21 protein-coding genes and 1 riboswitch are annotated in these 21204 nt (G+C 68.8%); of the genes, 13 read left to right on the forward strand and 8 right to left on the reverse strand.

Going from position 1 to position 21204, the window contains the following annotated elements:
- Nucleotides 1–30: 30 nt before the first annotated feature.
- From ACLJOO_RS16270 to ACLJOO_RS16285, 4 genes are all read right to left on the reverse strand, one after another.
- Complete coding sequence (locus tag ACLJOO_RS16270; protein WP_410787997.1) at nucleotides 31–600, reverse strand: RNA polymerase sigma factor; 570 nt, start codon at nucleotides 598–600, stop codon at nucleotides 31–33.
- A 37-nt stretch (nucleotides 601–637) separates the two neighbouring features.
- Nucleotides 638–2167, reverse strand: a complete 1530-nt coding sequence (locus ACLJOO_RS16275; protein ID WP_410787998.1) for a sugar transferase — start codon at nucleotides 2165–2167, stop codon at nucleotides 638–640.
- 278 nt (nucleotides 2168–2445) lie between these two features.
- Entirely contained in the window at nucleotides 2446–2721 is a 276-nt protein-coding gene (pspAA, locus tag ACLJOO_RS16280) for a PspA-associated protein PspAA (protein ID WP_410787999.1), read from the reverse strand.
- Nucleotides 2718–3536 (reverse strand): PspA/IM30 family protein, encoded by an 819-nt coding sequence (locus ACLJOO_RS16285; protein ID WP_410788000.1) that lies wholly within the window; start codon nucleotides 3534–3536, stop codon nucleotides 2718–2720. The genes pspAA and ACLJOO_RS16285 overlap by 4 nt, the downstream gene beginning before the upstream one ends.
- Nucleotides 3537–3701: 165 nt before the next feature.
- Here ACLJOO_RS16285 and ACLJOO_RS16290 point away from each other — a divergent pair, with 165 nt between their 5' ends.
- The 13 genes from ACLJOO_RS16290 to ACLJOO_RS16350 all read left to right on the forward strand — a co-directional run bounded on the left by ACLJOO_RS16290 (nucleotide 3702) and on the right by ACLJOO_RS16350 (nucleotide 16036).
- Nucleotides 3702–4289: a DUF3043 domain-containing protein gene (locus ACLJOO_RS16290; protein WP_410788001.1), complete on the forward strand. Its 588-nt coding sequence runs from the start codon at nucleotides 3702–3704 to the stop codon at nucleotides 4287–4289.
- A gap of 17 nt (nucleotides 4290–4306) precedes the next feature.
- Nucleotides 4307–5317 (forward strand): aldo/keto reductase family protein, encoded by a 1011-nt coding sequence (locus tag ACLJOO_RS16295; protein ID WP_410788002.1) that lies wholly within the window; start codon nucleotides 4307–4309, stop codon nucleotides 5315–5317.
- Nucleotides 5314–5523 (forward strand): hypothetical protein, encoded by a 210-nt coding sequence (locus tag ACLJOO_RS16300; protein ID WP_167214214.1) that lies wholly within the window; start codon nucleotides 5314–5316, stop codon nucleotides 5521–5523. Before ACLJOO_RS16295 ends, ACLJOO_RS16300 begins: the two co-directional genes overlap by 4 nt.
- 43 nt (nucleotides 5524–5566) lie before the next feature.
- Nucleotides 5567–5644: riboswitch (cobalamin riboswitch) on the forward strand.
- A gap of 114 nt (nucleotides 5645–5758) precedes the next feature.
- The gene (locus ACLJOO_RS16305) at nucleotides 5759–6466 is read left to right on the forward strand and encodes an SCO2322 family protein (RefSeq protein ID WP_410788003.1); all 708 of its coding nucleotides are present in this window, start codon (nucleotides 5759–5761) and stop codon (nucleotides 6464–6466) included.
- On the forward strand, nucleotides 6467–7552 hold the full coding sequence (locus tag ACLJOO_RS16310; RefSeq protein ID WP_410788004.1) for a CbiQ family ECF transporter T component: 1086 nt from the start codon (nucleotides 6467–6469) through the stop codon (nucleotides 7550–7552).
- Entirely contained in the window at nucleotides 7549–9159 is a 1611-nt protein-coding gene (locus ACLJOO_RS16315; protein WP_410788005.1) for an ABC transporter ATP-binding protein, read from the forward strand. The genes ACLJOO_RS16310 and ACLJOO_RS16315 overlap by 4 nt, the downstream gene beginning before the upstream one ends.
- Complete coding sequence (locus ACLJOO_RS16320) at nucleotides 9156–10019, forward strand: ECF transporter S component (protein ID WP_410788006.1); 864 nt, start codon at nucleotides 9156–9158, stop codon at nucleotides 10017–10019. The genes ACLJOO_RS16315 and ACLJOO_RS16320 overlap by 4 nt, the downstream gene beginning before the upstream one ends.
- Nucleotides 10012–10539 carry a bifunctional adenosylcobinamide kinase/adenosylcobinamide-phosphate guanylyltransferase gene (locus tag ACLJOO_RS16325; protein WP_410788007.1) on the forward strand — a complete coding sequence of 176 codons (528 nt, stop codon included), beginning with the start codon at nucleotides 10012–10014 and terminating at the stop codon, nucleotides 10537–10539. The genes ACLJOO_RS16320 and ACLJOO_RS16325 overlap by 8 nt, the downstream gene beginning before the upstream one ends.
- A 101-nt stretch (nucleotides 10540–10640) precedes the next feature.
- On the forward strand, nucleotides 10641–11387 hold the full coding sequence (locus ACLJOO_RS16330; RefSeq protein WP_410788008.1) for an adenosylcobinamide-GDP ribazoletransferase: 747 nt from the start codon (nucleotides 10641–10643) through the stop codon (nucleotides 11385–11387).
- 80 nt (nucleotides 11388–11467) lie between these two features.
- Entirely contained in the window at nucleotides 11468–12643 is a 1176-nt protein-coding gene (locus ACLJOO_RS16335) for an ROK family protein (RefSeq protein ID WP_410788009.1), read from the forward strand.
- Nucleotides 12644–12723: 80 nt separating this feature from the next.
- On the forward strand, nucleotides 12724–13803 hold the full coding sequence (locus ACLJOO_RS16340) for a substrate-binding domain-containing protein (protein WP_410788010.1): 1080 nt from the start codon (nucleotides 12724–12726) through the stop codon (nucleotides 13801–13803).
- A 116-nt stretch (nucleotides 13804–13919) separates the two neighbouring features.
- The gene (locus ACLJOO_RS16345; RefSeq protein ID WP_410788011.1) at nucleotides 13920–14735 is read left to right on the forward strand and encodes an ATP-binding cassette domain-containing protein; all 816 of its coding nucleotides are present in this window, start codon (nucleotides 13920–13922) and stop codon (nucleotides 14733–14735) included.
- The gene (locus tag ACLJOO_RS16350; protein ID WP_410788012.1) at nucleotides 14732–16036 is read left to right on the forward strand and encodes a sugar ABC transporter permease; all 1305 of its coding nucleotides are present in this window, start codon (nucleotides 14732–14734) and stop codon (nucleotides 16034–16036) included. The genes ACLJOO_RS16345 and ACLJOO_RS16350 overlap by 4 nt, the downstream gene beginning before the upstream one ends.
- A 56-nt stretch (nucleotides 16037–16092) precedes the next feature.
- On the opposite strand, the gene ACLJOO_RS16355 is transcribed toward ACLJOO_RS16350, so the two are convergent.
- The 4 genes from ACLJOO_RS16355 to ACLJOO_RS16370 all read right to left on the reverse strand — a co-directional run bounded on the left by ACLJOO_RS16355 (nucleotide 16093) and on the right by ACLJOO_RS16370 (nucleotide 21203).
- The gene (locus ACLJOO_RS16355; protein WP_410788013.1) at nucleotides 16093–17136 is read right to left on the reverse strand and encodes an ABC transporter ATP-binding protein; all 1044 of its coding nucleotides are present in this window, start codon (nucleotides 17134–17136) and stop codon (nucleotides 16093–16095) included.
- Nucleotides 17137–17154: 18 nt separating this feature from the next.
- Nucleotides 17155–18360: an ABC transporter ATP-binding protein gene (locus ACLJOO_RS16360; protein ID WP_410788014.1), complete on the reverse strand. Its 1206-nt coding sequence runs from the start codon at nucleotides 18358–18360 to the stop codon at nucleotides 17155–17157.
- On the reverse strand, nucleotides 18357–19349 hold the full coding sequence (locus ACLJOO_RS16365; RefSeq protein ID WP_410788015.1) for an ABC transporter permease: 993 nt from the start codon (nucleotides 19347–19349) through the stop codon (nucleotides 18357–18359). Before ACLJOO_RS16365 ends, ACLJOO_RS16360 begins: the two co-directional genes overlap by 4 nt.
- Before the next feature lie 93 nt (nucleotides 19350–19442).
- A complete protein-coding gene (locus ACLJOO_RS16370) occupies nucleotides 19443–21203 on the reverse strand; it encodes an ABC transporter substrate-binding protein (protein ID WP_410788016.1) in 1761 nt (586 codons plus the stop codon).
- Between the last annotated feature and the right edge of the window lies 1 nt (nucleotide 21204).

A 21204-nucleotide genomic window follows, 5' to 3' on the forward strand; every position in this document is an offset into this window, starting at 1 on the left:
GGTCAGCGGCCCGGACCGGGTCCTGCTGCCTCAGGAGGCAAGCAGCAGTCTGAGCTTCTCCAGGCAGCGGCCGCGGATCGGGCCGATGCTGCCGATCGGGATCCCGATCGTCGCGGAGATCTCGGCGTACGGCGCCGGCGGATCGGACATCAGCATGCCGAGCAGCTGCTGCCACCGGTCGGGCAGCTTCTCGAGCGCCCGTCGTACGTCGTCCGCCCGTTCGCCGGCGATCAGGTCGGAGTCGAGCTCCGGCTGGTCGCCGGCCACGTCCTCGAACGCCGTTGCTTCGTAGGTCAGCAGCACGCGCTTGCGGAACGCCAGTACCCGCAGGCATTCCCGGCGCGTGGTGACGACCAGCCAGGCGCCGACCCGTTCGGGGTCGACGCGGTTGATGTGCTCGAGCAACCGCAGCCAGACCATCTGCGAGACGTCAGCGGAGTCGCTGTCGCCCAGCCGGAAGCTGCGGGTGACGGCCCACACGAGCCGTGCATAGTGGTCGACCAACCGGCTCCATGCCCCCTGGTCCCCGGCCGCGGCCTGGATCACCAGGGTCGCAGCTTCGGAACGCGTCGCGGCCGACCTTTCCATTACTACAGTCACGAATTCCCCCCTCGGGAATGCACAGCTTCGAGACCACTCAGTACGCGCCGGCGCTCCCCAGCACTGCGCGTGCGGTCTTCCACAGAATCAAAAGGTCCAGCGCGATCGACCAGTTGTCGGCGTACCGCAGGTCGAGCCGCATGGACTCCTCCCAGGTCAGGTCGCTCCGGCCGCTGACCTGCCACAGGCCGGTCAGGCCGGGCTTCACGAGCATCCGCCGCGCGTCGTCGATCTGGTACTGCGCGACCTCGGCGGGCAACGGCGGACGCGGGCCGACCAGTGACATGTCCCCCCGGAGCACGTTCACCAGCTGCGGCAGTTCGTCGATCGAGAACCGTCGCAGGTACCGCCCGACCTTGGTCACCCGCGGGTCGTCGCGGAGCTTGAACAGGACCTTGTTGCCTTCGTTCAGCGCGTGCAGGTCGGCCTTGCGCGCCTCGGCGTCGACCACCATCGTGCGGAACTTCAGCATCTGGAACTGTTCACCGCCGCGTCCCACCCGGGTCTGCCGGAACAGCACCGGCCCGCGGCTGGTGAGCTTCACCAGAACCGCTGTGACCATCAGGAGCGGCGCAACCGCCAGCAACATCAGCAAGCCGACCACCCGGTCGAAGATGCTCTTCAGCACGTGCGGTCCACCGCTCACCGACGGCCGCTCCAGGTGCAGCAGCGACAGCCCGGCGACCGGCCGGATCGAGATCCGCGGACCCGCCACCTCGATGATGCCCGGCGACACGATCAGATCGACCCCACGCTGCTCCAGCGCCCAGGACAGCCGGCGCAGCGAGTGCCCGGCCAGCTCCGGGTCGGCCACGATCGCGACCACCTCGACGTCGTACTGGTCGACACCGGCCAGGATGTCCATCTCGGTACGGCCCAGCCGTTCGAACCCCTCCTCCTCCTCGAAGCTGTCGCCGCGCGGCAGGCAGCTGGCCACCACGACGTACCCGTCGGCCGGCCGCTCCTCCAGGTGCCGCCGCAGCGTGGTCACCTGGTCGTTGCGTCCGACAACGAGCACCCGGCGCATACACCGCCCGGCGAACCGCCGCCAGGAGATCTGCCGGTGCAGCAGCCAGCGGCCGAAGATCGCCGCCATGCACGTCATCGGCACCGCCAGCACGACGAACCCTCGAGCGACCTCGCTCTTGGTCGCGTACGACGTGACCGCCACCACCGCGGTCAGCGCGACCGCAGCCCGGATGATGGACCGGAACTCCTCCGGCCCGGTGCCGAAGTACCGCGTCTCGTAGCCGCGCTGCAAGGCCACACAGGCCACCCAGGCGATCGGCAGCAGCGCGCCCAGCACGAAATAGCCGAGATTGATCTGGGCTCCGAAGCGGGCCACCAGCGCCAGCGAGGCGCCGATCACCCCGGCGCCGAGATCGGCGGCCAGCGAGGCCCGCCGGTATCTCGCCACCCAGCGCGCTTCGGTGTACCGGGCCGAGCGCGGCAGCACCGCGGGTACCTCGTCCGGAACCACCCAGACCGGCCGACGTCGTTCCCCCGACGGCGCCGGCCGAAGGTCAGCCGAATCGGCCAACCCCTCGGACATGACAAGATCAGTCACGCACAGTCACCCCCCACAGGTGAAAACCGAAACCCGTGACCAACCCACACCCCGTCACGGACTTCGTCCAAACGCCGCCCCCACAACGGCTGAACCAGAGAGTACTACGTGGATGCACCGCGCAACAGCACCCGACGAGAGTGTTTACCCCTGCGCAAGCTCGACTCTCCGGTTCCGTAAATCAAAGACCCCTGAGAACCGTCGAACGGGTTCCCAGGGGTCTCAGATGACTACTTGAAGTGATCAGTCGCCGGGTCGGGGCACCGATCGGGTGGTACTCAGCCGGCGATCAGGCCGTCGCCGCTGATCAGCTCACGCATCTCGGCGAGCGAGCTGTCCGACGGGGGCAGGATGGCGTCGGAGTCGTGCAGCTCGGTGTCCGGCACCTGCTCGCCGGAGCGGACGAACTCCAGCAGCGCGGCGAACGCGGTCTGGTACGCCGTCTCGTCGCCGGACGACACCGCCTTCTCCAGGTCGCCGTCCACCGCGTTGAGCGCGCCCAGCTTGTCGTCGGCCAGTCGCCACTGGCCTTCACCCATGATGCGAACGATCACCGAACATCTCCGTCCTGAGGTCGCGCCGGCTCGGCTGCCGGCTGCTGCACTGGCTGGGCGGACTGCGGCTGGGCCTGAGCGGCCCCCTCACCGGAGAGCTCCTTCGGCGCACCGCCGCCGGACAGCTGGGCCTTCATGGCGGCCAGCTCGTTCTCCACGTCGGAGCCGGACGACATCCGGTCCAGCTCCAGGGTGATGTTGTCCTTGACCGTGCCGCTCGCGTCGTCGAGCGCGCCGGAGGCGAGCAGCTCGTCGATCGCGCCGGCCCGGGCCTGCATCTGCTGGGTCTTGTCCTCGGCCCGCTGGACCGCGAGACCGACGTCGCTCATCTCCTCGGAGATGCCGGAGAAGGCCTCGTTGATCCGGGTCTGCGCCTCGGCCGCGGTGTAGGTGGCCTTGATGGTCTCCTTGCGGGTCCGGAACGACTCGACCTTGGCCTGCAGCCGCTGGGAGGCGAGCGTCAGCTTCTCCTCCTCACCCTGCAACTGGGCGTGCTGGGTGGTCAGGTCGTCGATCTGACCCTGCAGACCGGACTTGCGGGTCAGGGCCTCGCGGGCCAGGTCCTCGCGGCCCATCGAGAGCGCCTTCTGCGCCTGCTCCTGCAGCTTGGCCGACTGGGACTGCAGCTGCGACGCCTGCAGTTCCACCCGCTTCCTGCTGGTGGCCACGTCGGCCACGCCCCGCCGTACTTTCTGCAGCAGCTCGAGCTGCTTCTGATACGAGTAGTCAAGGGTTTCGCGAGGATCCTCGGCCTTGTCCAGGGCGGAGTTCGCCTTGGCCTTGAAGATCGTCGACATCCGCCTGAAGATGCTCATCGATATCCGTACCCCTTCTGTGCCGGAGTGACGACCCGGCGTGCGTGCCTTCCACCCTATGTGCCTATGGGTCATCAGACCATCAGGACTGGCCCCGATAAAGTAGGAGAAGGTCCGGGGACCACCCCGAGTCGCGACCTGCCCTGCGAATGAGGTTCTGACCCCGTGTTCCGTCGTACCAAGTCTGAGACAGATACCACCGTACCCGCCGACCCCCAGGGCAAGCCGGGCGGCAAGGGCCGGCCGACGCCGAGCCGCAAGGACGCGGAGGCCGCGCGCAAGGCCGCGTTCAAGAAGCCGCGCAACCGCAAGGAGGCCTCGGCGATCCGGCGGGACAAGGTCCGGACCGAGCGCGCCAAGATGCAGGCGGCGATGCAGACCGGCGACGACCGGTACCTGCCGGCCGCCGACAAGGGCCCGGTACGGCGGTTCGCCCGGGACTATGTCGACGCGCGCTACTCGGTGATGGAGTTCGCGCTGCCGGTGCTCCTGGTGGTGTCGCTGATCGGTGTCGTGTTCTCGCCGCAGTTCCCGTGGCTGGCCGGGATGGTGAACCTGCTGTTCCTGTTCATGATCCTGCTGATCGCGGCGGACTGGTTCCTGCTCACCTCCGGGCTGAAGAAGCAGGTGGGGATCAAGTTCCCGAAGGAGTCCACCAAGGGGATCGGGTTCTACGCGGTCCGGCGGACCATGCAGATGCGCCGCTGGCGGCTGCCCAAGCCGATGGTGAAGCGCGGCGAGAAACCATCCTGAGCAAGTAGGGTCGGGGCATGGACTTCCGCTATCTGGGCAACAGTGGTCTCAAGGTCAGCGAGATCTCGTACGGCAACTGGCTGACGCACGGCTCCCAGGTGGAGAACGAGCAGGCCAAGGCCTGCGTGCGGGCGGCCCTGGAGGCCGGCATCACGACGTTCGACACCGCCGACACCTACGCCAACACCAAGGCCGAGTCGGTGCTCGGCGAGGCGCTGGCCGGCGAGCGCCGCGAGTCGCTGGAGATCTTCACCAAGGTGTACTGGCCGACTGGTCCGGGCGGACCGAACGACACCGGCCTGTCCCGCAAGCACATCCACGAGTCGGTCAACGCCTCGCTCAAGCGCCTCGGCACCGACTACGTCGACCTGTACCAGGCGCACCGGTTCGACACCGAGACGCCGCTCGAGGAGACGATGGAGGCCTTCGCCGACGTCGTCCGGCAGGGCAAGGCGCTGTACATCGGCGTCTCGGAATGGACCGCGGAGCAGCTGCAGGAGGGCCACCGGCTGGCCCGTGAGCTGCGGATCCCGTTCGTCTCCAACCAGCCGCAGTACAGCATGCTGTGGCGGGTGATCGAGGCCGAGGTGGTGCCGGCGTCGGAGGAGCTCGGCATCGGCCAGGTGGTGTTCTCGCCGATCGCGCAGGGCGTGCTCACCGGCAAGTACCTGCCCGGTCAGCAGCCGCCGGAGGGGTCCCGGGCGACCGACGCCAACGGGTCGAACTTCATCAAGCGGTTCCTCACCGACGACGTCCTCACCCGGGTCCAGGAGCTCAAGCCGCTCGCGGACGAGGTCGACCTGTCGCTGTCCCAGCTGGCGATCGCGTGGGTGCTGCAGAACCAGAACGTGTCGTCCGCGATCATCGGCGCCTCCCGGCCCGAGCAGGTCACCGAGAACGTCAAGGCGTCCGGTGTCACGCTGGACGAGGGTCTGCTGAAGCGGATCGACGAGGTGCTCGGCCACATCGTCGAGAGCGACCCGGCCAAGACCGCCCAGAACTCCCCGCAGAAGCGGCCGAACTCGTGAGCTGGAGCTGGCGGTTCGAGACCGCTTCCGGTGCCCTGGTCGACCCCGGCGAGGTCGGCGGGGCGGAGTTCTCTGCGCAGGGTGACGCCGAGAGCTGGCTGGGTGAGGTCTGGCGGGACCTGGCCGACCGCGGCGTCGGTCAGGTGTACCTGCTGGAGGACGGCCGTGAGGTCTACGGCCCGATGAGTCTGTCCTCCGCCGAATAAGGGGCAGAGTAGAGTTCGGTCGAACCACACGCCTGCGTCACAGGGAAGCCGGTCCGAGTCCGGCGCTGACCCGCAACCGTAGGCCACCCATCAGCTGGACCAGGGTGGCGAGCCGGAACACTGTGACGCAGGCAGTCAGGCTCAACTACCCGCCGTGGTCCGCGGGTGGAGCCCCTACCCTGCCGGTGCAGGCGGGACCTCCTCCACCGGGCTGCGGCCCGACCGAGGAACCACCATGACTGCACACCGGACCGTACGACTGGTCCTCAGCCTGCTGGCGGGTCTCCTGCTCGCGGGGACCGTCGCCACCACAGCGCAGGCCGAGGACGGCTACCGCTTCTGGGGCTACTACCAGTGGACCAATGGCGCCTGGGCCTTCTCCCAGAAGGGCGCCGACGCGTTCGTACCGGCCGACGGCGGCGTCGAGGGCTGGCGGTTCGCTCTTGGCGGCGCCAAGCCCCGCGTGCCGCGTGCCGCGGGCGACTTCGAGCAGATCTGCGGCAAGACCCCGGCGGAGACCGGTAAGAAGCGGGTCGCCGTGGTCGTCGACCCGGGTACGCCGGAGGACGCGGTCGCCGGTGACACTCCGAGTGCGGCCAAGGGCACCTGTGTGGTGACGGACCCGGCGTCGAACGGCGCGAAGATCCTCGCCGCGGTCGCACCGGTCCGGATCGAGAAGGGTCTGACCTGTGGCGTCGCGGGCTACCCGTCCAAGGGATGTGGCGATCAGGTGAAGAACATCAAGGTCCCGGCCACCGAGACCCCGGTCACGCTGGAGGTCGGGGCGGCGGTCGGCTCGACAGCGACCCCTCCTGCTTCCACTCCCGCTTCCTCAGACGACAGCAGCACCCCGTGGGCGGGCATCATCATCGCGGCCGTCGTGGTCGTCCTCCTGGCCGGCGGCGGATTCGTCCTGAGCCGCCGGCGTACCGCAGCTCAGTAGATGCGCGCCGTCCACCACCTGACACTCCCCCGGGCACTCCACCCGGGGGCCTGGTGGTTGTGGGCGCTCTGTATGGCTGTCGCGGCCAGCAGGACACGCAACCCGGTCCTGCTGGTCCTGATCCTCGCCGTGACCGGATTCGTCGTTTCAGCCCGCCGGAGCGACGCACCGTGGGCACACAGCTTCACTGCGTTCCTCAAACTCGGCCTGCTGGTCATCGGCGTCCGTGTGGTCCTGCAGGCACTGCTGTCCACCCGCTCGCAGGGAAACACGCTGCTGTTCACGCTGCCGCAGATCCCCTTGCCTGACTGGGCTGCGGGCGTCAAGCTCGGCGGCGACGTCACGGCAGAGGCCCTGGTGACGGCTCTGTACGACGGCGGTCAGCTGGCCGTCATGCTCTGCTGCGTGGGTGCGGCCAACGCACTGGCCAGTCCGCGGCGGCTGCTGAAGTCGTTGCCAGGGGCGCTCTACGAGATGGGTGTCGCCTGCGTGGTCGCACTGACCTTCGCGCCGCAACTGGTGACGGACGGCCGCCGCGTGCGCGCAGCACGACGGTTGCGTGGCCGTACGCGCGCCTCCTTCCGTACGACGGCCATGCCGGTCCTTGAGGGTGCGTTGGACCGGTCGGTGGAGCTGGCGGCAGCGATGGACTCACGCGGCTACGGCCGGACTGCGCAGGCTCCTCGTGCACAGCGCCGGCTCACGGCGCTGTGCGTGCTGCTGGGACTGCTGGGGATCCTGCTCGGTGTCTACGCGTTGCTGACCGACGCCATGGCGTTCCCGTTCGCCGCTGGCGCCCTGGCCGCCGGTGTGCTCCTGGCAGTCGCAGCCATGGCAGTCGGACGACAGCGGGTCAGCAGAACGCGCTACCGGCCGGATCCGTGGGCGCTGCCCGAGTGGCTCGTCGTAGCTGCCGGTGCCGTGGCCGCAGGCGCCATGGTGACCGCAGCGGTCCGTGGCGTGAACGGTCTGTTGCTGGCCGGCCCGTTGGTCGTCCCGCCAGTACCAGTGCTGCCGGTCGTCGGCGTACTGATCGGACTGGTCCCCGCACTGGCCGCACCACCCCTCAAGAAGGCGGTCACATGATCGAGTTCGACCAGGTGACTGTCACGTACGACGGGGCACGGGAACCGGCCTTGCGAGACGTGAGCTTCACAGTGCCGGAGGGCGAGCTGGCGTTGGTGATCGGGCGCACCGGGTCCGGCAAGTCCACGTTGCTGCGGGCAATCAACGGCCTGGTGCCGCACTTCACCGGCGGCACGCTGGCCGGGCGGGTGCTGGTCGGAGGGCGGGACACCCGCGAGTACCGGCCGCGCGATCTGGCCGACGTGGTGGGGATGGTCGGGCAGGACCCGATGGCGGGGTTCGTCACCGACACGGTCGAGGACGAGCTGGCGTACAGCATGGAGTCGCTCGGGGTGGCGCCGGACGTGATGCGGCGGCGCGTCGAGGAGACACTGGATCTGCTCGGGCTGGCCGACGTACGGGATCGTGCTTTGACGTCGCTGTCTGGTGGACAGCGGCAGCGGACTGCCATCGGAGCAGCTCTCACGTCGCATCCCGCCGTACTCGTGCTGGACGAACCCACGTCGGCGCTGGACCCACAGGCGGCTGAGGAGGTGCTTGCTGCGCTTCAGCGGCTCGTGCACGACCTGGGCGTCACTGTGGTGATGGCCGAGCACCGGTTGGAGCGCGTGATCCAGTACGCCGACCGCGTGATCGAAGTACCCGGTGGCGCCGCTGCTGTGTCGACAGGGCTGCCGGCAGAGCGCATGGTGACGGCACCGGTCGCACCGCCGGTGGTGGAGCTAGGACGGCTGGCCGGCTGGTCGCCGCTTCCCCTGTCAGTACGGGACGCCCGACGCGCTGCAGCAGGTCTCCGCGCCCAGCTGTCCTCACCACAGCCTGCACGCACCGGAGGCCCATTGGGTGCGGAGCTTGCCTACTGCAAGGACCTGGTCGTGAGCTACGGGAGCGTCACTGCACTCCGTGGTGTGTCGCTGAGTATCAAGGCCGGTGAGGTCGTCGCGTTGATGGGCCGCAACGGCGCGGGCAAATCCACCTTGCTGAACTCACTCGTCGGCATCCTCTCTCCTAGTTCTGGCACTGCGTCCGCCGCAGGAGTCGACCCACGCCGCACCAAGCCGAAGCGACTGGTCAAGGCTGTCGGACTGGTCCCGCAGGAACCCGCAGACCTCCTGTACGCCGCTACGGTCGCGGGCGAGTGCGCCAGCGCGGACTCCGACTTCAAGGTGCCCGCAGGTAGTTGCCGGGCACTGCTGGAGCGGCTGGCACCAGATGTGCCTCTGGACATGCATCCCCGCGACCTGTCCGAGGGACAACGGCTGTGTCTGGCGTTGGCCGTCGTACTGTGCGGTGCGCCGCCGTTGCTGTTGCTGGACGAGCCGACGCGTGGACTGGACTACGGCGCGAAGCGGCGGCTGGTCGCGATCCTGCGGGAGCTGGCGGCGGCCGGGCACGCGGTGGTGCTGTCGACGCATGATGTGGAGATGGTCGCCGAAGTCGCCACGCGGGTGATGGTGCTCGCCGACGGCGAGCTGGTGAGTGACGGCGAGACGGCCGAGGTGATTGCCGGGTCGCCGGCGTTCGCGCCGCAGGTGGCGAAGATCCTGGCCCCGCTGCCGTTCCTGACCGTGGGCGAGGTCGCCGAGGCGTTGGACCGGGCGTCGTGAACCGCATCCGGCTCAAGCCCCGTAGCACGGCGTCGACCGCCGCTCCCCTTCTCCGCCTGATTCGGCTCAAGCCGCGAAGCACGGCGGCGTTGCTGGTCGCGTCTTTGGTCGGCGTGCTCGCGTTCGCGTGGCCGTTGTTCTTCCAGACCTCGCAGGCGGGTGAGTCGGCGATCGGTCACACCACGGACGCGCCGTGGCTGTTCGTGTTGCTGCTGCCGTTGCTGGTGGCCGTCGTACTCGCGGAGCTGTCCGAGGCCGGTATCGACGCGAAGGTGATCTCGCTGGTCGGCATGCTCGCCGCCGTGGGCGCTGCGCTGCGGGCGTTGGGCCCTGGTACGGCGGGACTCGAGCCCGGGTTCTTCCTGCTGGTGCTGGCGGGACGGGCGTTCGGGGCCGGGTTCGGGTTCGTGCTCGGGGCGGTGTCGTTGCTGGGCGGGGCGCTGATCAGCGGCGGGGTCGGGCCGTGGATGCCTTTCCAGATGTTCGCGTGCGCCTGGGTCGGGTGCCTGGCCGGGCTACTGCCACGTGTCGGCGGGCGGTTGGAGTTGCTGCTGCTGGCGGCGTACTCGCTGGTCTCGGGCGTGCTCTACGGCGTGATCATGAACCTCTGGTTCTGGCCGTACGCGACGTTCGGCAGCGACTTCTCGTTCATCCCGGGCGACTCCCTGGCCGCCAACCTGCACCGGTACTTCTTGTTCGTGGTGGCGACGTCGCTGGGGTGGGACATTCCGCGCGGGATCCTGAGCGCTGTACTGGTGCTGGTGCTCGGACGGCCGATCCTGAACGCGTTCCGGCGTACGGCGCGCAAGGCGGCCTTCGAGGCGCCGGTGGTTTTCGAACCCGGGAGGACGAATGCCTGACCGAACCCTCATCCTCGGCGGAGCCCGCTCCGGCAAGTCCGTCGCCGCGGAACGCCTGCTGTCCGCGGAGCCTGACGTTCTGTACGTCGCAACCGGCGGAAACGACTCCGGTGACGCCGAGTGGGCGGCCCGCGTCGCGAAGCACCAGGCTCGTCGGCCATCCTCCTGGGGTCTGGCGGAAACGATCGACCTGGTGCCGCTGCTCGAGTCCCCCGGTCCCCCGCTCCTGATCGACTGTCTCACCCTGTGGCTGTCGCGAACGATGGACGCCACGAATGTCTGGTCGGACCTCGGCCGGGCCGACCTCGTCGAGCAGCAGATCACCGACCTCGCCGACGCGTGGTCCGCGACCGCCCGTCGTGTGGTTGCTGTCAGCAACGACGTCGGCTCCGGCATCGTCCCCGCCGACCCCGGCACCCGCCTCTTCCGCGACCTCATGGGCCGCCTCAACACCACCATCTCCCTAGCCTCCGACCAGGTCCTCTGGACGGTGGCCGGCCGAACCCTCCCCCTCACATGACCGAACCCGGTGGGGCCGACCAGGGTGCAGGGCGCTCGCGGGGTGGTTGGGCGGACGCTGTTCGGCTCTCGTTCGGCACCCTCACTGTGCTGCCTGCCGGCGTGCCTTCCCGGGTTGACCGAGAGGTCGGTGGGCGGGCGATGGTGCTGGCACCGGCCGTGGGAGTGCTGGTCGGTGGGATCGCTGCCGCGGTTGTCCTACTTGCTCAGCTGGTGCAGCCGGACGCGGACCTGCTGGCGGCAGTCCTTGGGGTCCTGGTTGTCGCCGGGCTCTCGGGTGGGCTGCATCTCGACGGGCTCGCCGACTTCGCCGACGCGCTCGGTAGCCGGCGGGATCGCGAGACCATGCTGCGGATCATGAAGCAGAGCGACATCGGCCCGTTCGGTGTCGTCGCGATCGTCGGCGTACTGCTCCTCGACGTCGCCGCCCTCACCGCCTGCCTGCAAGCGAACTTCGGCTGGCAGGCGCTCCTGATCGCCACCACCGCGAGCCGCCTCACCCTCCCCTGGTCCTGCCGTACGTCGATCCCCGCAGCCCGCCCGAACGGCCTGGGCGCCATGGTCGCGGCCACCGTCCGGCCAGCCACCGCTGCCCTCGCAACGGCCCTCGTCCTGGCCGCAACCGCCGCTCTCAGCTGGCAACCGCAGCTCACGGGCCCCGCAACCGCGCCCCTCACCTGGCAGCGCCTCGCCGGCACCGCGGACGCCGTACTGCTCGCCGTCGCCATCGGCGTCCTCACCAGCCGGTGGGCAAGCCGGAAACTCGGCGGCACCACCGGCGACGTCCTCGGCGCGACCGTCGAGCTGGCCCTCCCGACAGCACTCCTGGCCCTCGCCCTGACCGTGTGAGCGCTCGCCTCCACCACCCCGCCGCCCCGGTGGTCTAACCTCGCGCTCGTGAGTGCTCCGCGATCCGTTATCTTTATGTAATGAACGCAACCCGCCCAGCCCCGGGCTCGCAGGCTTCGCTGCGCGAAGCCAACCGTGCGCGCGTTCTCGGCGTCGTCCGGCAGCACGGCCCGCTCACCCAGGTCGAGATCGCCGCCGCCTCCGGCCTGTCCGCCGCCACCGTCTCGAACATGGTCAAGGAGCTCGACCAGGCCGGCATGGTCGGCCTGTCCCGCAGCATCCGCAACGGCCGCCGCGCCGTACTGGTCTCGCTCGCGTCCGGCGGCGGGCTGCTGGCCGGCGTCGCGTTCGGCGAGCGCGACGTCCGGGTCGCGGTCGCGAACGGTTCCCGCGAGATCCTCGCCCAGCAACTGATGCCGCTCCAGGCCGACCACGTCGCCGACGAGGGCATGGAGCGCGCCGCGCGGCTGCTCGCCGACCTGGCCGAGACGGTCAGCTCCGGCGTCGAGGACATCTCCGCGGTCGGGTTCGGACTGCCGATGCCGGTCGACTCGGTCAGCGGCGAGGCGGGTTCCGACGCGGTGCTGCCCGGCTGGCGCGGCGTCAACGTGACCCAGGCGATGTCCGGGTACCTGCGCGCCCCGGTCGCCCTCGACAACACCGCGAACCTCGCCGCCCTGGGCGAATTGCGGGCCGGCGCGCTCCGCGGCGTCCGGAACGGCTGCTACCTGAAGTTCTCGTACGGCGTCGGCGCGGGCATCGTGATCAACGGCGACGTGTTCCGCGGTTCGACCGGTACGGCGGGCGAGATCGGGCACGTCACGATCGACGAGAACGGCCCGATCTGCCGCTGCGGAAACCGCGGCTGCCTGGACACGTTCGTCGGCTCGCGGGCGCTGATCAGCAGCCTGGCCGCGTCGCACGGACCGCTGCGGCTGAAGGACATCGTGACCCGCGCGCTCGCCGGCGACCTCGGCTGCCGCCGGGTGATCGAGGACGCCGGCCGACGCGTCGGCGTCGCCGTGGCCGGCGTCGTGAACCTGCTGAACCCGGAGGCGATCGTGGTCGGCGGCCTGATGGCCGAGGCCGGTGAACTGATCCACGCCCCGCTCCGCGAGGCACTCGACCGGTGCGCGATCCCGAGCGCGGCCGCGACCGTCGAACTGCGCCCCGCCGAGCTCGGCGACGAGGCCGACATCGTCGGCGCGATCCACCGCGCATCGATGCTGAGTCACATCAATATCTCCATTTCTTGAATTCAAGTCTTGACGCCAAGACGCTGGAGGGCTTGACTGCGGGCAGGCCAATCGGGGCCGCCTCGTCAAGGAGTCGCCATATGTCCGTCTCAGCACTTCGTCTCGTCGGCCTCGGCCTTGCCGTCTCGGCCCTCGCCGCCTCCTTGGTGGCCTGCGGCTCCGACGACTCCGGCTCGGGCAGCGGCTCAGGCGGCGCGAAGAAGGTCGCGCTGTTGCTGCCCGAGTCGAAGACCACCCGGTACGAGGCGCTCGACCGCCCGCTGTTCACCGAGGCATTGAAGGCGGCCTGCGGCGACTGCCAGCTGATCTACAGCAACGCCGACCAGGACGCCGCCAAGCAACAGCAGCAGGCCGAGGCCGCGCTCACCCAGGGCGCGAACGTGCTGGTCCTCGACCCGGTCGACGGCAAGGCCGCCGCCGCGGTCGCCGCCTCCGCGAAGGCCCAGAGCGTCCCGGTGGTCGCGTACGACCGGTTCATCGAGAACGCCAACTACTACGTGTCGTTCGAGAACGAGGCGGTCGGCAAGCTGCAGGCGCAGACTCTGGTGGATGCGTTGAAGGCAGCCGGCAAGACGTCGGGCAACATCGCGATGATCAACGGCTCGCCGACCGACCCGAACGCCGCCGACTTCAAGAAGGGCGCGCACAGCGTGCTCGACTCGAGCGGCTTCAAGATCGCCGCCGAGTTCGACACCCCGGACTGGAGCCCGGACAAGGCGCAGGCCTGGATGGAAGGTCAGCTGAGCGCGATCAAGAACGGCCTGGTCGGCGTGTACGCAGCCAACGATGGCACTGCCGGCGGCGCGATCGCCGCGCTGAAGGGCGGTGGCGTGAAGCCGCTGCCGCCGGTCACCGGTCAGGACTCGGAACTGGCCGCTATCCAGCGGATCGTCTCCGGCGACCAGGCGATGACCATCTACAAGGCGGTCAAGCCTCAGGCCGAGGCCGCCGCCAAGGGCGCGGTGGCGCTGGCGAACGGCGGCAAGCCCGAGTCCACCACCGAGAAGAGCGGCGTACCGTCGACGATTCTCGACCCGGTCGCGGTGACCAAGGACAACATCAAGGACACCGTGGTCAAGGACAACATCTACAAGGTCGCCGACATCTGCACCGCGTCCTTCGCGGCCGCCTGCACCGCCGCAGGCCTGAGCAGCAACTGACCCGCCCCCTCGTCGCAGCCCCCCGCAGTGAGGTGCGGGGGGCTGTGCCGGGCCTCTCCCCAACCGCGCCCCCGGCGAGGATCATGGCCTGAAATAAGCCCCAGGAGGCTGATCGAGTGACTGTTACCCCGACTCCCCTCGACGTCGGCGCCGGTACGGTGCTGACGCTGCAGGGGATTTCCAAGCGTTTCGGGGCCGTGCAGGCTCTGAAGAACATCGAACTGGACGTCCGTGCCGGTGAGGTGCTGGCTCTGGTCGGCGACAACGGGGCCGGCAAGTCCACGCTGGTCAAGACGATCGCCGGCGTCTACACCGCCGACGACGGGTCGATGGTGTTCGACGGCAAGCCGGTCCGGGTCGGCAGCCCGGCCGAGGCGCAGCAGCTCGGCATCGCCACGGTGTTCCAGGACCTGGCGCTGTGCGACAACCTGGACGTCGTCGCGAACCTGTACCTCGGCCGCGAGCTCCTCAAGAACGGCGCGCTCGACGAGGTCGAGATGGAACGCTCTTCCTGGGAGCTGCTCCGGCAGTTGTCGGCGAAGATCCCGTCGGTCCGGATCCCGGTCGCCAGCCTGTCCGGCGGCCAGCGGCAGACCGTCGCGATCGCGCGCAGCCTGCTCGGCCGGCCCAAGGTCGTGATGCTGGACGAACCGACCGCGGCTCTCGGCGTAGCTCAGACCGCCGAGGTCCTCAACCTGGTCGAGCGGCTGCGCGAACGCGGCCTGGCCGTGATCCTGATCAGTCACAACATGGCCGACGTGATGGCGGTCGCGGACCGGGTCGCCGTCCTGCGTCTCGGCCGCAACAACGGCGTCTTCGTGGTCAGCGAGACCCGGACGCAGGACATCATCGCCGCGATCACCGGCGCTACCGACAACGCGGTCTCCGAGCGCGCGGCGCGCCGGAACCGGGAAGAGGGACCGGCCTCATGAGTCTCCAAGGATCGGGGACCCGCCCCCAGGACATCTCGGGTACGACGGCGACGCCCGAGGAGAACGGCGCGACCCAGCTGCCGGCCGACCTCCAGGACGAGCGGCTGATCGCCCGGCAAGGGATCAGCGGCGCGGTCGGCGCGTTCACCTCCCGGCTGCGGTCCGGCGACCTGGGCTCGGTCCCGGTGGTCGTCGGCCTGGTCATCATCTGGGCGGTCTTCCAGGTCGCGAACAGCTCGTTCCTGTCCAGCCGCAACCTGGTGAACCTCACGCTGCAGACCACGTCCGTCGGGGTGATTGCCCTCGGCATCGTTCTCGTCCTGCTGCTGGGCGAGATCGACCTCTCGGTCGGTTCGGTCAGCGGCGTGGCGGCCGCGGTCGTCGGCGTCACGTTCGTCAACGAGGGCTGGCCGATTGTGTTGTCGCTCGTCGCCGCCATCGCGCTCGGTGTGCTGATCGGTCTGTTCTACGGCCTGCTCTACACGCGCTTCGGCGTACCGAGCTTCGTCATCACGCTCGCCGGTCTGCTCGGGTTCCTCGGTCTGCAGCTGCTGGTCCTGGGCAAGGACGGCACGATCAACCTGCCGTACGACTCCGCGCTGGTCGGATTCGCGACCCGGAGCTTCCTCTCCCCCGCGATGGCCTACGCGCTCGTTGCTCTGGTCGTCGTGGCCTACGCACTGAGCCGCTGGCAAGGCCGGACCGCCCGCGCCGCGGCCGGTCTCTCCGCAGCGCCGAACTCGGTCATCGCGATCAAGGCCGCCGGCCTCGCGATCGTGCTGCTGATCCCGGTCGCGGTCCTGAACGGCGATCGCGGCGTCTCGTCGATGTTCCTGCTCTTCCTCGCCCTGGTCGTGGTCACCGACCTCGCCGTACGGCGGACGCGCTGGGGCCGCTCGGTCTTCGCCGTCGGCGGCAACGTCGAGGCCGCGCGCCGGGCCGGTATCAACGTCCGGATGATCTACCTGACGGTGTTCGCGGCCTGCACCACCTTCGCCGCGGTGGGCGGCATCCTCGCAGCGGCCCGGCTGGTAGCGGTCGGCCAGGCCAGCGGCGGCACGGACGTGAACCTGAACGCGATCGCGTCCGCCGTCATCGGCGGCACCAGCCTGTTCGGCGGCCGCGGTTCGGCGTACTCCGCGCTGCTCGGCGCGCTGGTGATCACCTCGATCTCCAACGGTCTCGCCCTGCTCAGCCTGGACTCCAACGTCCGCTACATCGTCACCGCCGGCGTCCTGCTGATCGCGGTCACGATCGACTCGCTCAGCCGCCGCAGCCGCCAGGCGCACGGCCGCGCATAACTGATCCGCACACAAGTAAGCCCTCCGTCGCCATTGACGGAGGGCTTACTTGTGTCTCAGGCGGTTTCGGCGATCAGGTCGACCTTCGGCTCCGCGAAGTGGCAGGCGGCCGTGTGGCCCGGAGTCGACTGCGGCTTGATCTCCAGCAGCGGCTCCTGGGTGGCGCAGATGTCCTCCGCCTTCCAGCAGCGGGTCCGGAACCGGCAGCCGCTCGGCGGGTCGATCGGCGAAGGTACGTCGCCGACCAGCCGGATCCGCTCCTTCGGCGGGACGCCCCGGATGGTGCCCAGGTCCGGCGCCGCCGACAGCAGCGCCTGCGTGTACGGGTGCTGCGGCGCGTTGTAGATCTGGTCCCGCGAGCCCTGCTCGACGATCTTACCGAGGTACATCACCGCGACCTCGTCACAGAAGTGCCGGACGACGCCGAGGTCGTGCGCGATGAACACGAACGCGATCCCGAGGTCCTTGCGCAGGTCCTCGAGCAGGTTCATCACCTGGGCCTGGATCGACACGTCGAGCGCGGACACCGGCTCGTCGGCGATGATCACCTCGGGCTCGACCGCGAGCGCCCGGGCGATGCCGATGCGCTGCCGTTGACCGCCCGAGAACTCGTTCGGGTAGCGGTTGTGGTGCTCCGGGTTCAGACCGACGCGCTCCAGCAGTTCCTGGACCCGCGCGAGCTCTTGGCCCTTCTTGACCAGGTTGTGCACGCGCAGCGGCGTACTGATGATGTTGCTGACCGTCTGCCGCGGGTTCAGCGAGCTGTACGGGTCCTGGAAGACGATCTGCAGCTGCCGGCGGAACGGCCGCAGCTCCCGCTCCTTCAGCTGCGCGATGTCGGTGCCCTTGAACACGATCTCGCCGGCCGTCGGGGTCAGCAGCCGGGTGATCATCCGGCCGGTGGTCGACTTACCGCAGCCGGACTCGCCGACCAGACCGAGGCTGGCGCCGGCCTTCAGCTCGAAGGAGACGCCGTCGACGGCCTGCACGACCTTCTTGGTCCGGCCGAGGCCTGCGGCTTCCTTGATCGGGAAGTGCATCTTCAGGTCGCGGACCTGCAACAGCGTTTCACTCTTGGTTTCGCTCTTGGTTTCGCTCATGGTTCCTCAGTCCCCTCGTCAGCCCAGTCTCGGCGCGATCTCGGTCTCGTAGATCGAGGCCTTGTCGTGCAGGTGACAACGGGAAGTGTGCGCACCGGCGCCGTCCACCGGCAGCAGGTCCGGAAGTTGGGTGGTGCAGAGCTCGCCCTTGACGCGCTCGACGTACGGACAGCGCGCGGAGAACGAGCAGCCGGCCGGCAGGTTCAGCAGGCTCGGCGGCAGGCCCTTGATCGGGCGCAGCCGCTCGTTCGCCGCGGAGACGGTCGGGATCGACTCGAGCAGACCCCAGGTGTACGGCATCCGCGGGTTCGCCAGGACGTCCTCGGCGGTGCCGTACTCGACACAGCGCCCGGCGTACATCACCAGGACGTCGTCGGCCATCTCGGCGACCACCCCGAGGTCGTGGGTGATCAGCACGATCGCGGAGCCGAACTCCTTCTGCAGGTTGTTCAGCAGGTCCAGGATCTGCGCCTGCACGGTCACGTCCAGCGCGGTGGTCGGCTCGTCGGCGATCACCAGCTTCGGGTCGTTGATCAGGCTCATCGCGATCATCGCGCGCTGCCGCATACCGCCGGAGAACTCGTGCGGGTACTGCGAGAACCGGCGCGGCGGGTTCGGGATCCCGACCAGGTCGAGCATCTCCAGCGCCCGCTTCTTCGCGACGTCCTTGGAGACCTTGTGGTGCACCCGGTACGCCTCGACCAGCTGGTTGCCGATCGTGTACAGCGGGTGCAGCGAGGACTGCGGGTCCTGGAAGACCATCGACATCGCGTCGCCGCGGATCTTCATCAGCTCGTTCTCGGGCAGGCCGACGAGTTCGTCGCCGCCGAGCCGGATCGAGCCGGTGATCCGGGTCCGCTTGCGGTCGTGCAGGCCCATCACGGCCATACTCGACACCGACTTGCCGGAGCCGGACTCGCCGACGATGGCCAGCGTGCGGCCGAGCGGGACCGAGTAGCTCAGCCCGTTCACCGCGCTCACCAGTCCGTCGGCGGTGGGGAACTTCACGGCCAGGTCCTCGACCACCAGGTACGGCGTCTCGCCGCTCGGGTTGATCGAACCCTGCCGGCGCTCGCGGGTGGCGACCGACGGACCGCGCTTGGCGTCCACAGGGCCAGCGCCGGCGGCGTCCGCCGGAGTGGCTGCACTCTCGGCCATGCTGTCCTTCTTGTCTTCGGGGGCGCGGTCTTCGGGGGCGCGGTCTTCGGGGGCGGGTGTGCTCACGACAGCCTCACTCGCGGGTCGATCACTGAGTAGGCGACGTCGACGAGGAAGTTCATCGCGACCAAGATGGCCGAGGAGACCAGGACCGTGCCCATGATCACCGGCAGGTCGTAGTTGCTCAGGCTCTCCAGCACCAGGTTGCCGAGGCCCGGCAGGTCGAAGATCCGCTCGGTGAAGATCGCGCCCGCGAGGCTGCCGGCGATGTCCAGGCCGAAGATCGTCATGACCGGGATCATCGCGGACCGCAGCCCGTGCTTGTAGGTGACCACCCGGTCCGACAGGCCCTTCGCCCGCGCGGTCCGGATGTAGTCCTCGCTCAGCGCCTCCACCATCGAGCCGCGCGAATACCGCGCGTACTGGGTGCAGCTGTACAGGCCGAGGACCAGCCAGGGGGTGAGCAGCCCGGTGAACCAGGCCGCCGGATTCTGGGTGATCGGTGTGTATCCGCCGCGCGGCAGGATCTGGTACAGGATCGTCAGGTAAAGCGAGATCATCAGCGCGACGATGTAGTACGGGACCGAGCTGAGGATCAGCGTGCTGCTCATCAGCGCACGGTCGCCCAGCGTCCCACGTCTCTTCGCAGCCATCGAGCCCACGAAGACACCGATGGTGAGGACGAGCACCGCGTACCCCGCGACCAGTGACACCGTGACCGGCAGCCGTTCCTTCAACATCTGGGTCACCGGACGGTCGTTCTTGAACGAGAATCCCAGGCAGGGCACCGAGCACTTCTGCTTGACGCCGGCCGTCTCGAAGGTCCGCCCGGCGAAGATGCCCGCCGTGTACTCGGCGAACTGCTGCACCACGGGCCTGTCCAGGTGCAGATTCTCCTTGATCTCGTTGTATCGCTCCTGGGTGCAGTTGCGATCACCGCAGATCGCGCCGGCCGGGTCGGTCGGCGCAACGAAGAACAGCGCGAAGGTCACGATCAGCGTGACCAGCACGACGCTGAGCGCGCTCACCAGCCGGCGCGCCACGAAGTAGAGCACGAGGGATTCTCCTCACCGGGGGTGGTGACCGGACCGAGTCCGGTCACCACCCGTCGTCAGATGATCAAACCGCTGGGACTACCGCGGCCCGGATCAGGGCTGCTTCAGGTAGATGGAGGTGAACTCCGGCAGGCCCTGGGTCGGGTCGTTGATGACGTGACCGAGGTTCTTGCCGACCGGATAGTTGCTGGCGCTGTAGTAAAGCGGGATCAGCGGCAGGTACTTCTCCATGATCATTTTGTCGACCTTCGACCATTCCTTGAGCTGCTGGTCGGCGGTCATCGAGTTGACGCGGTCGATCTCGGCGTCCAGCGTCTTGTCCTGCAGCATCCCGATGCTGTTGCTCAGTGCGACGGCGTCCGACCGGAACAGCACCGGGAACCAGCTGGCGCCGGACGGCCAGTCCGAGCACCAACCCGACGGCCCCTGACCGATGTTCACCGGCGCGGCCGGGTCGTTCCGGAAGGTCCGCAGCTTGGCCTTCGCGACGCCTACGGGCCGCACCTTGAAGCCCGCGGCCGTGTACACCTGGGTTCGCAGCTGGGTGACCTGCGTGGCGATCTTGTCGTCGTTCGCGTAGTACCAGCTGAGCTCGAAGTCCGACTTGCCGAGATCCTTCAGCTTCGCCTTGACCTCGCTCGCGACGGCCGGGTCCTCGGCGCCCTTACCCGTGCCGACCAGGCCCGGGAGCTCGTACTTCTCGTAGCCGGGAACAGCGGGCGGCAGGATCGTCGAGGCCGGGATCGCGCTCTGCGGCGTCAGACCGGCGACCTTGCGGTAGGTGTCGAACGGGTATGCCTTGGCGATCAGCTGCCGGACCTCCAGCGGGATCTTCCGCGTGTCCAGGCCCCAGACGTTGGTGCACGGCTGCGGACCGGTGACGAGCTGGCTCTGGTCCTTGACCTCGGGAACGAGGCTGGAGTCCAGGTCGGAGTAGTTCAGCGCGTTCGCGTCCGGGCCGTTGCTGGCCAGCACCTGGCGCTGCACCTTCAGCGTGTCCTGACCGAACTTGAAGTCCCAGGTGTCCGGGTACTGGTACCGCACCGGGTCGGTGTTCGGGTCCCAGTTCGGGTTCCGCTTGAGCTTCAGCTCCGAACCCGGGTTGTAGGAGTCGACCTGGTACGGCCCGGTGGTCATCGGCTTCAGGTCGTAGGACTTCTTGGTGTCCTTGGCCTGCGGGATCGGCGTGAACATCGGGAACGCCGCGTAGTACGGCAGGTCGTCGAATTTCTTCGCCAGGTGGATGACCAGGGTGTTCTCGTCCGGTGTCTCGACACCGGAGTAGTTGGCGCCGTTCGCGCCGTACGGGCCCTTGTAGGTCTTGCCGTCCTTGAAGTACTCGTTCTGGTATGTCGGTCCAGCGTCGTACAGGTCGTGCGCGAAGGACCGCTTGATCGCGTACGCGTAGTCGGCCGCCTTGACCGGCGTGCCGTCCATGTACTTGATGCCCTGCTTGAGCTTGAAGGTCCAGGTCAGACCGTCGGCAGACTTCGTGCCCAGGTCCTCGGCGAGGTCGGGAACGAGCACCGGCTTGTGGCTGTCACCGTCCAGCCGGTACTGGGTCAGCGCCCGGTACATCAGCTTGCCGATCTGGTTTCCGTCGACGAAGTAGATGTTCGTCGGGTCGAAGGTGTCCGGTGAGACGTCGGACAGGACGGTGGCGGCGCCACCCTTCTTGGCACCGTCGATCTCTGGCGCCGGGCCCTTCGCGGTCGGGTCCGTGGCCTTCTGCTGGGCCGTACCCGCGTCGCCCGAGTTGGCACCGCCCTTGTTGTTGCTGGCCGACGGGCTGCCACAGGCCGCGACGGCCAGCATGACCGTCGCCGCAACAGCGGTGATCCGTTTCCACTGCATT

Origin of the sequence: Kribbella sp. C-35, from assembly GCF_046549195.1 — a bacterium.
In the GTDB taxonomy this organism is placed as follows: domain Bacteria; phylum Actinomycetota; class Actinomycetes; order Propionibacteriales; family Kribbellaceae; genus Kribbella.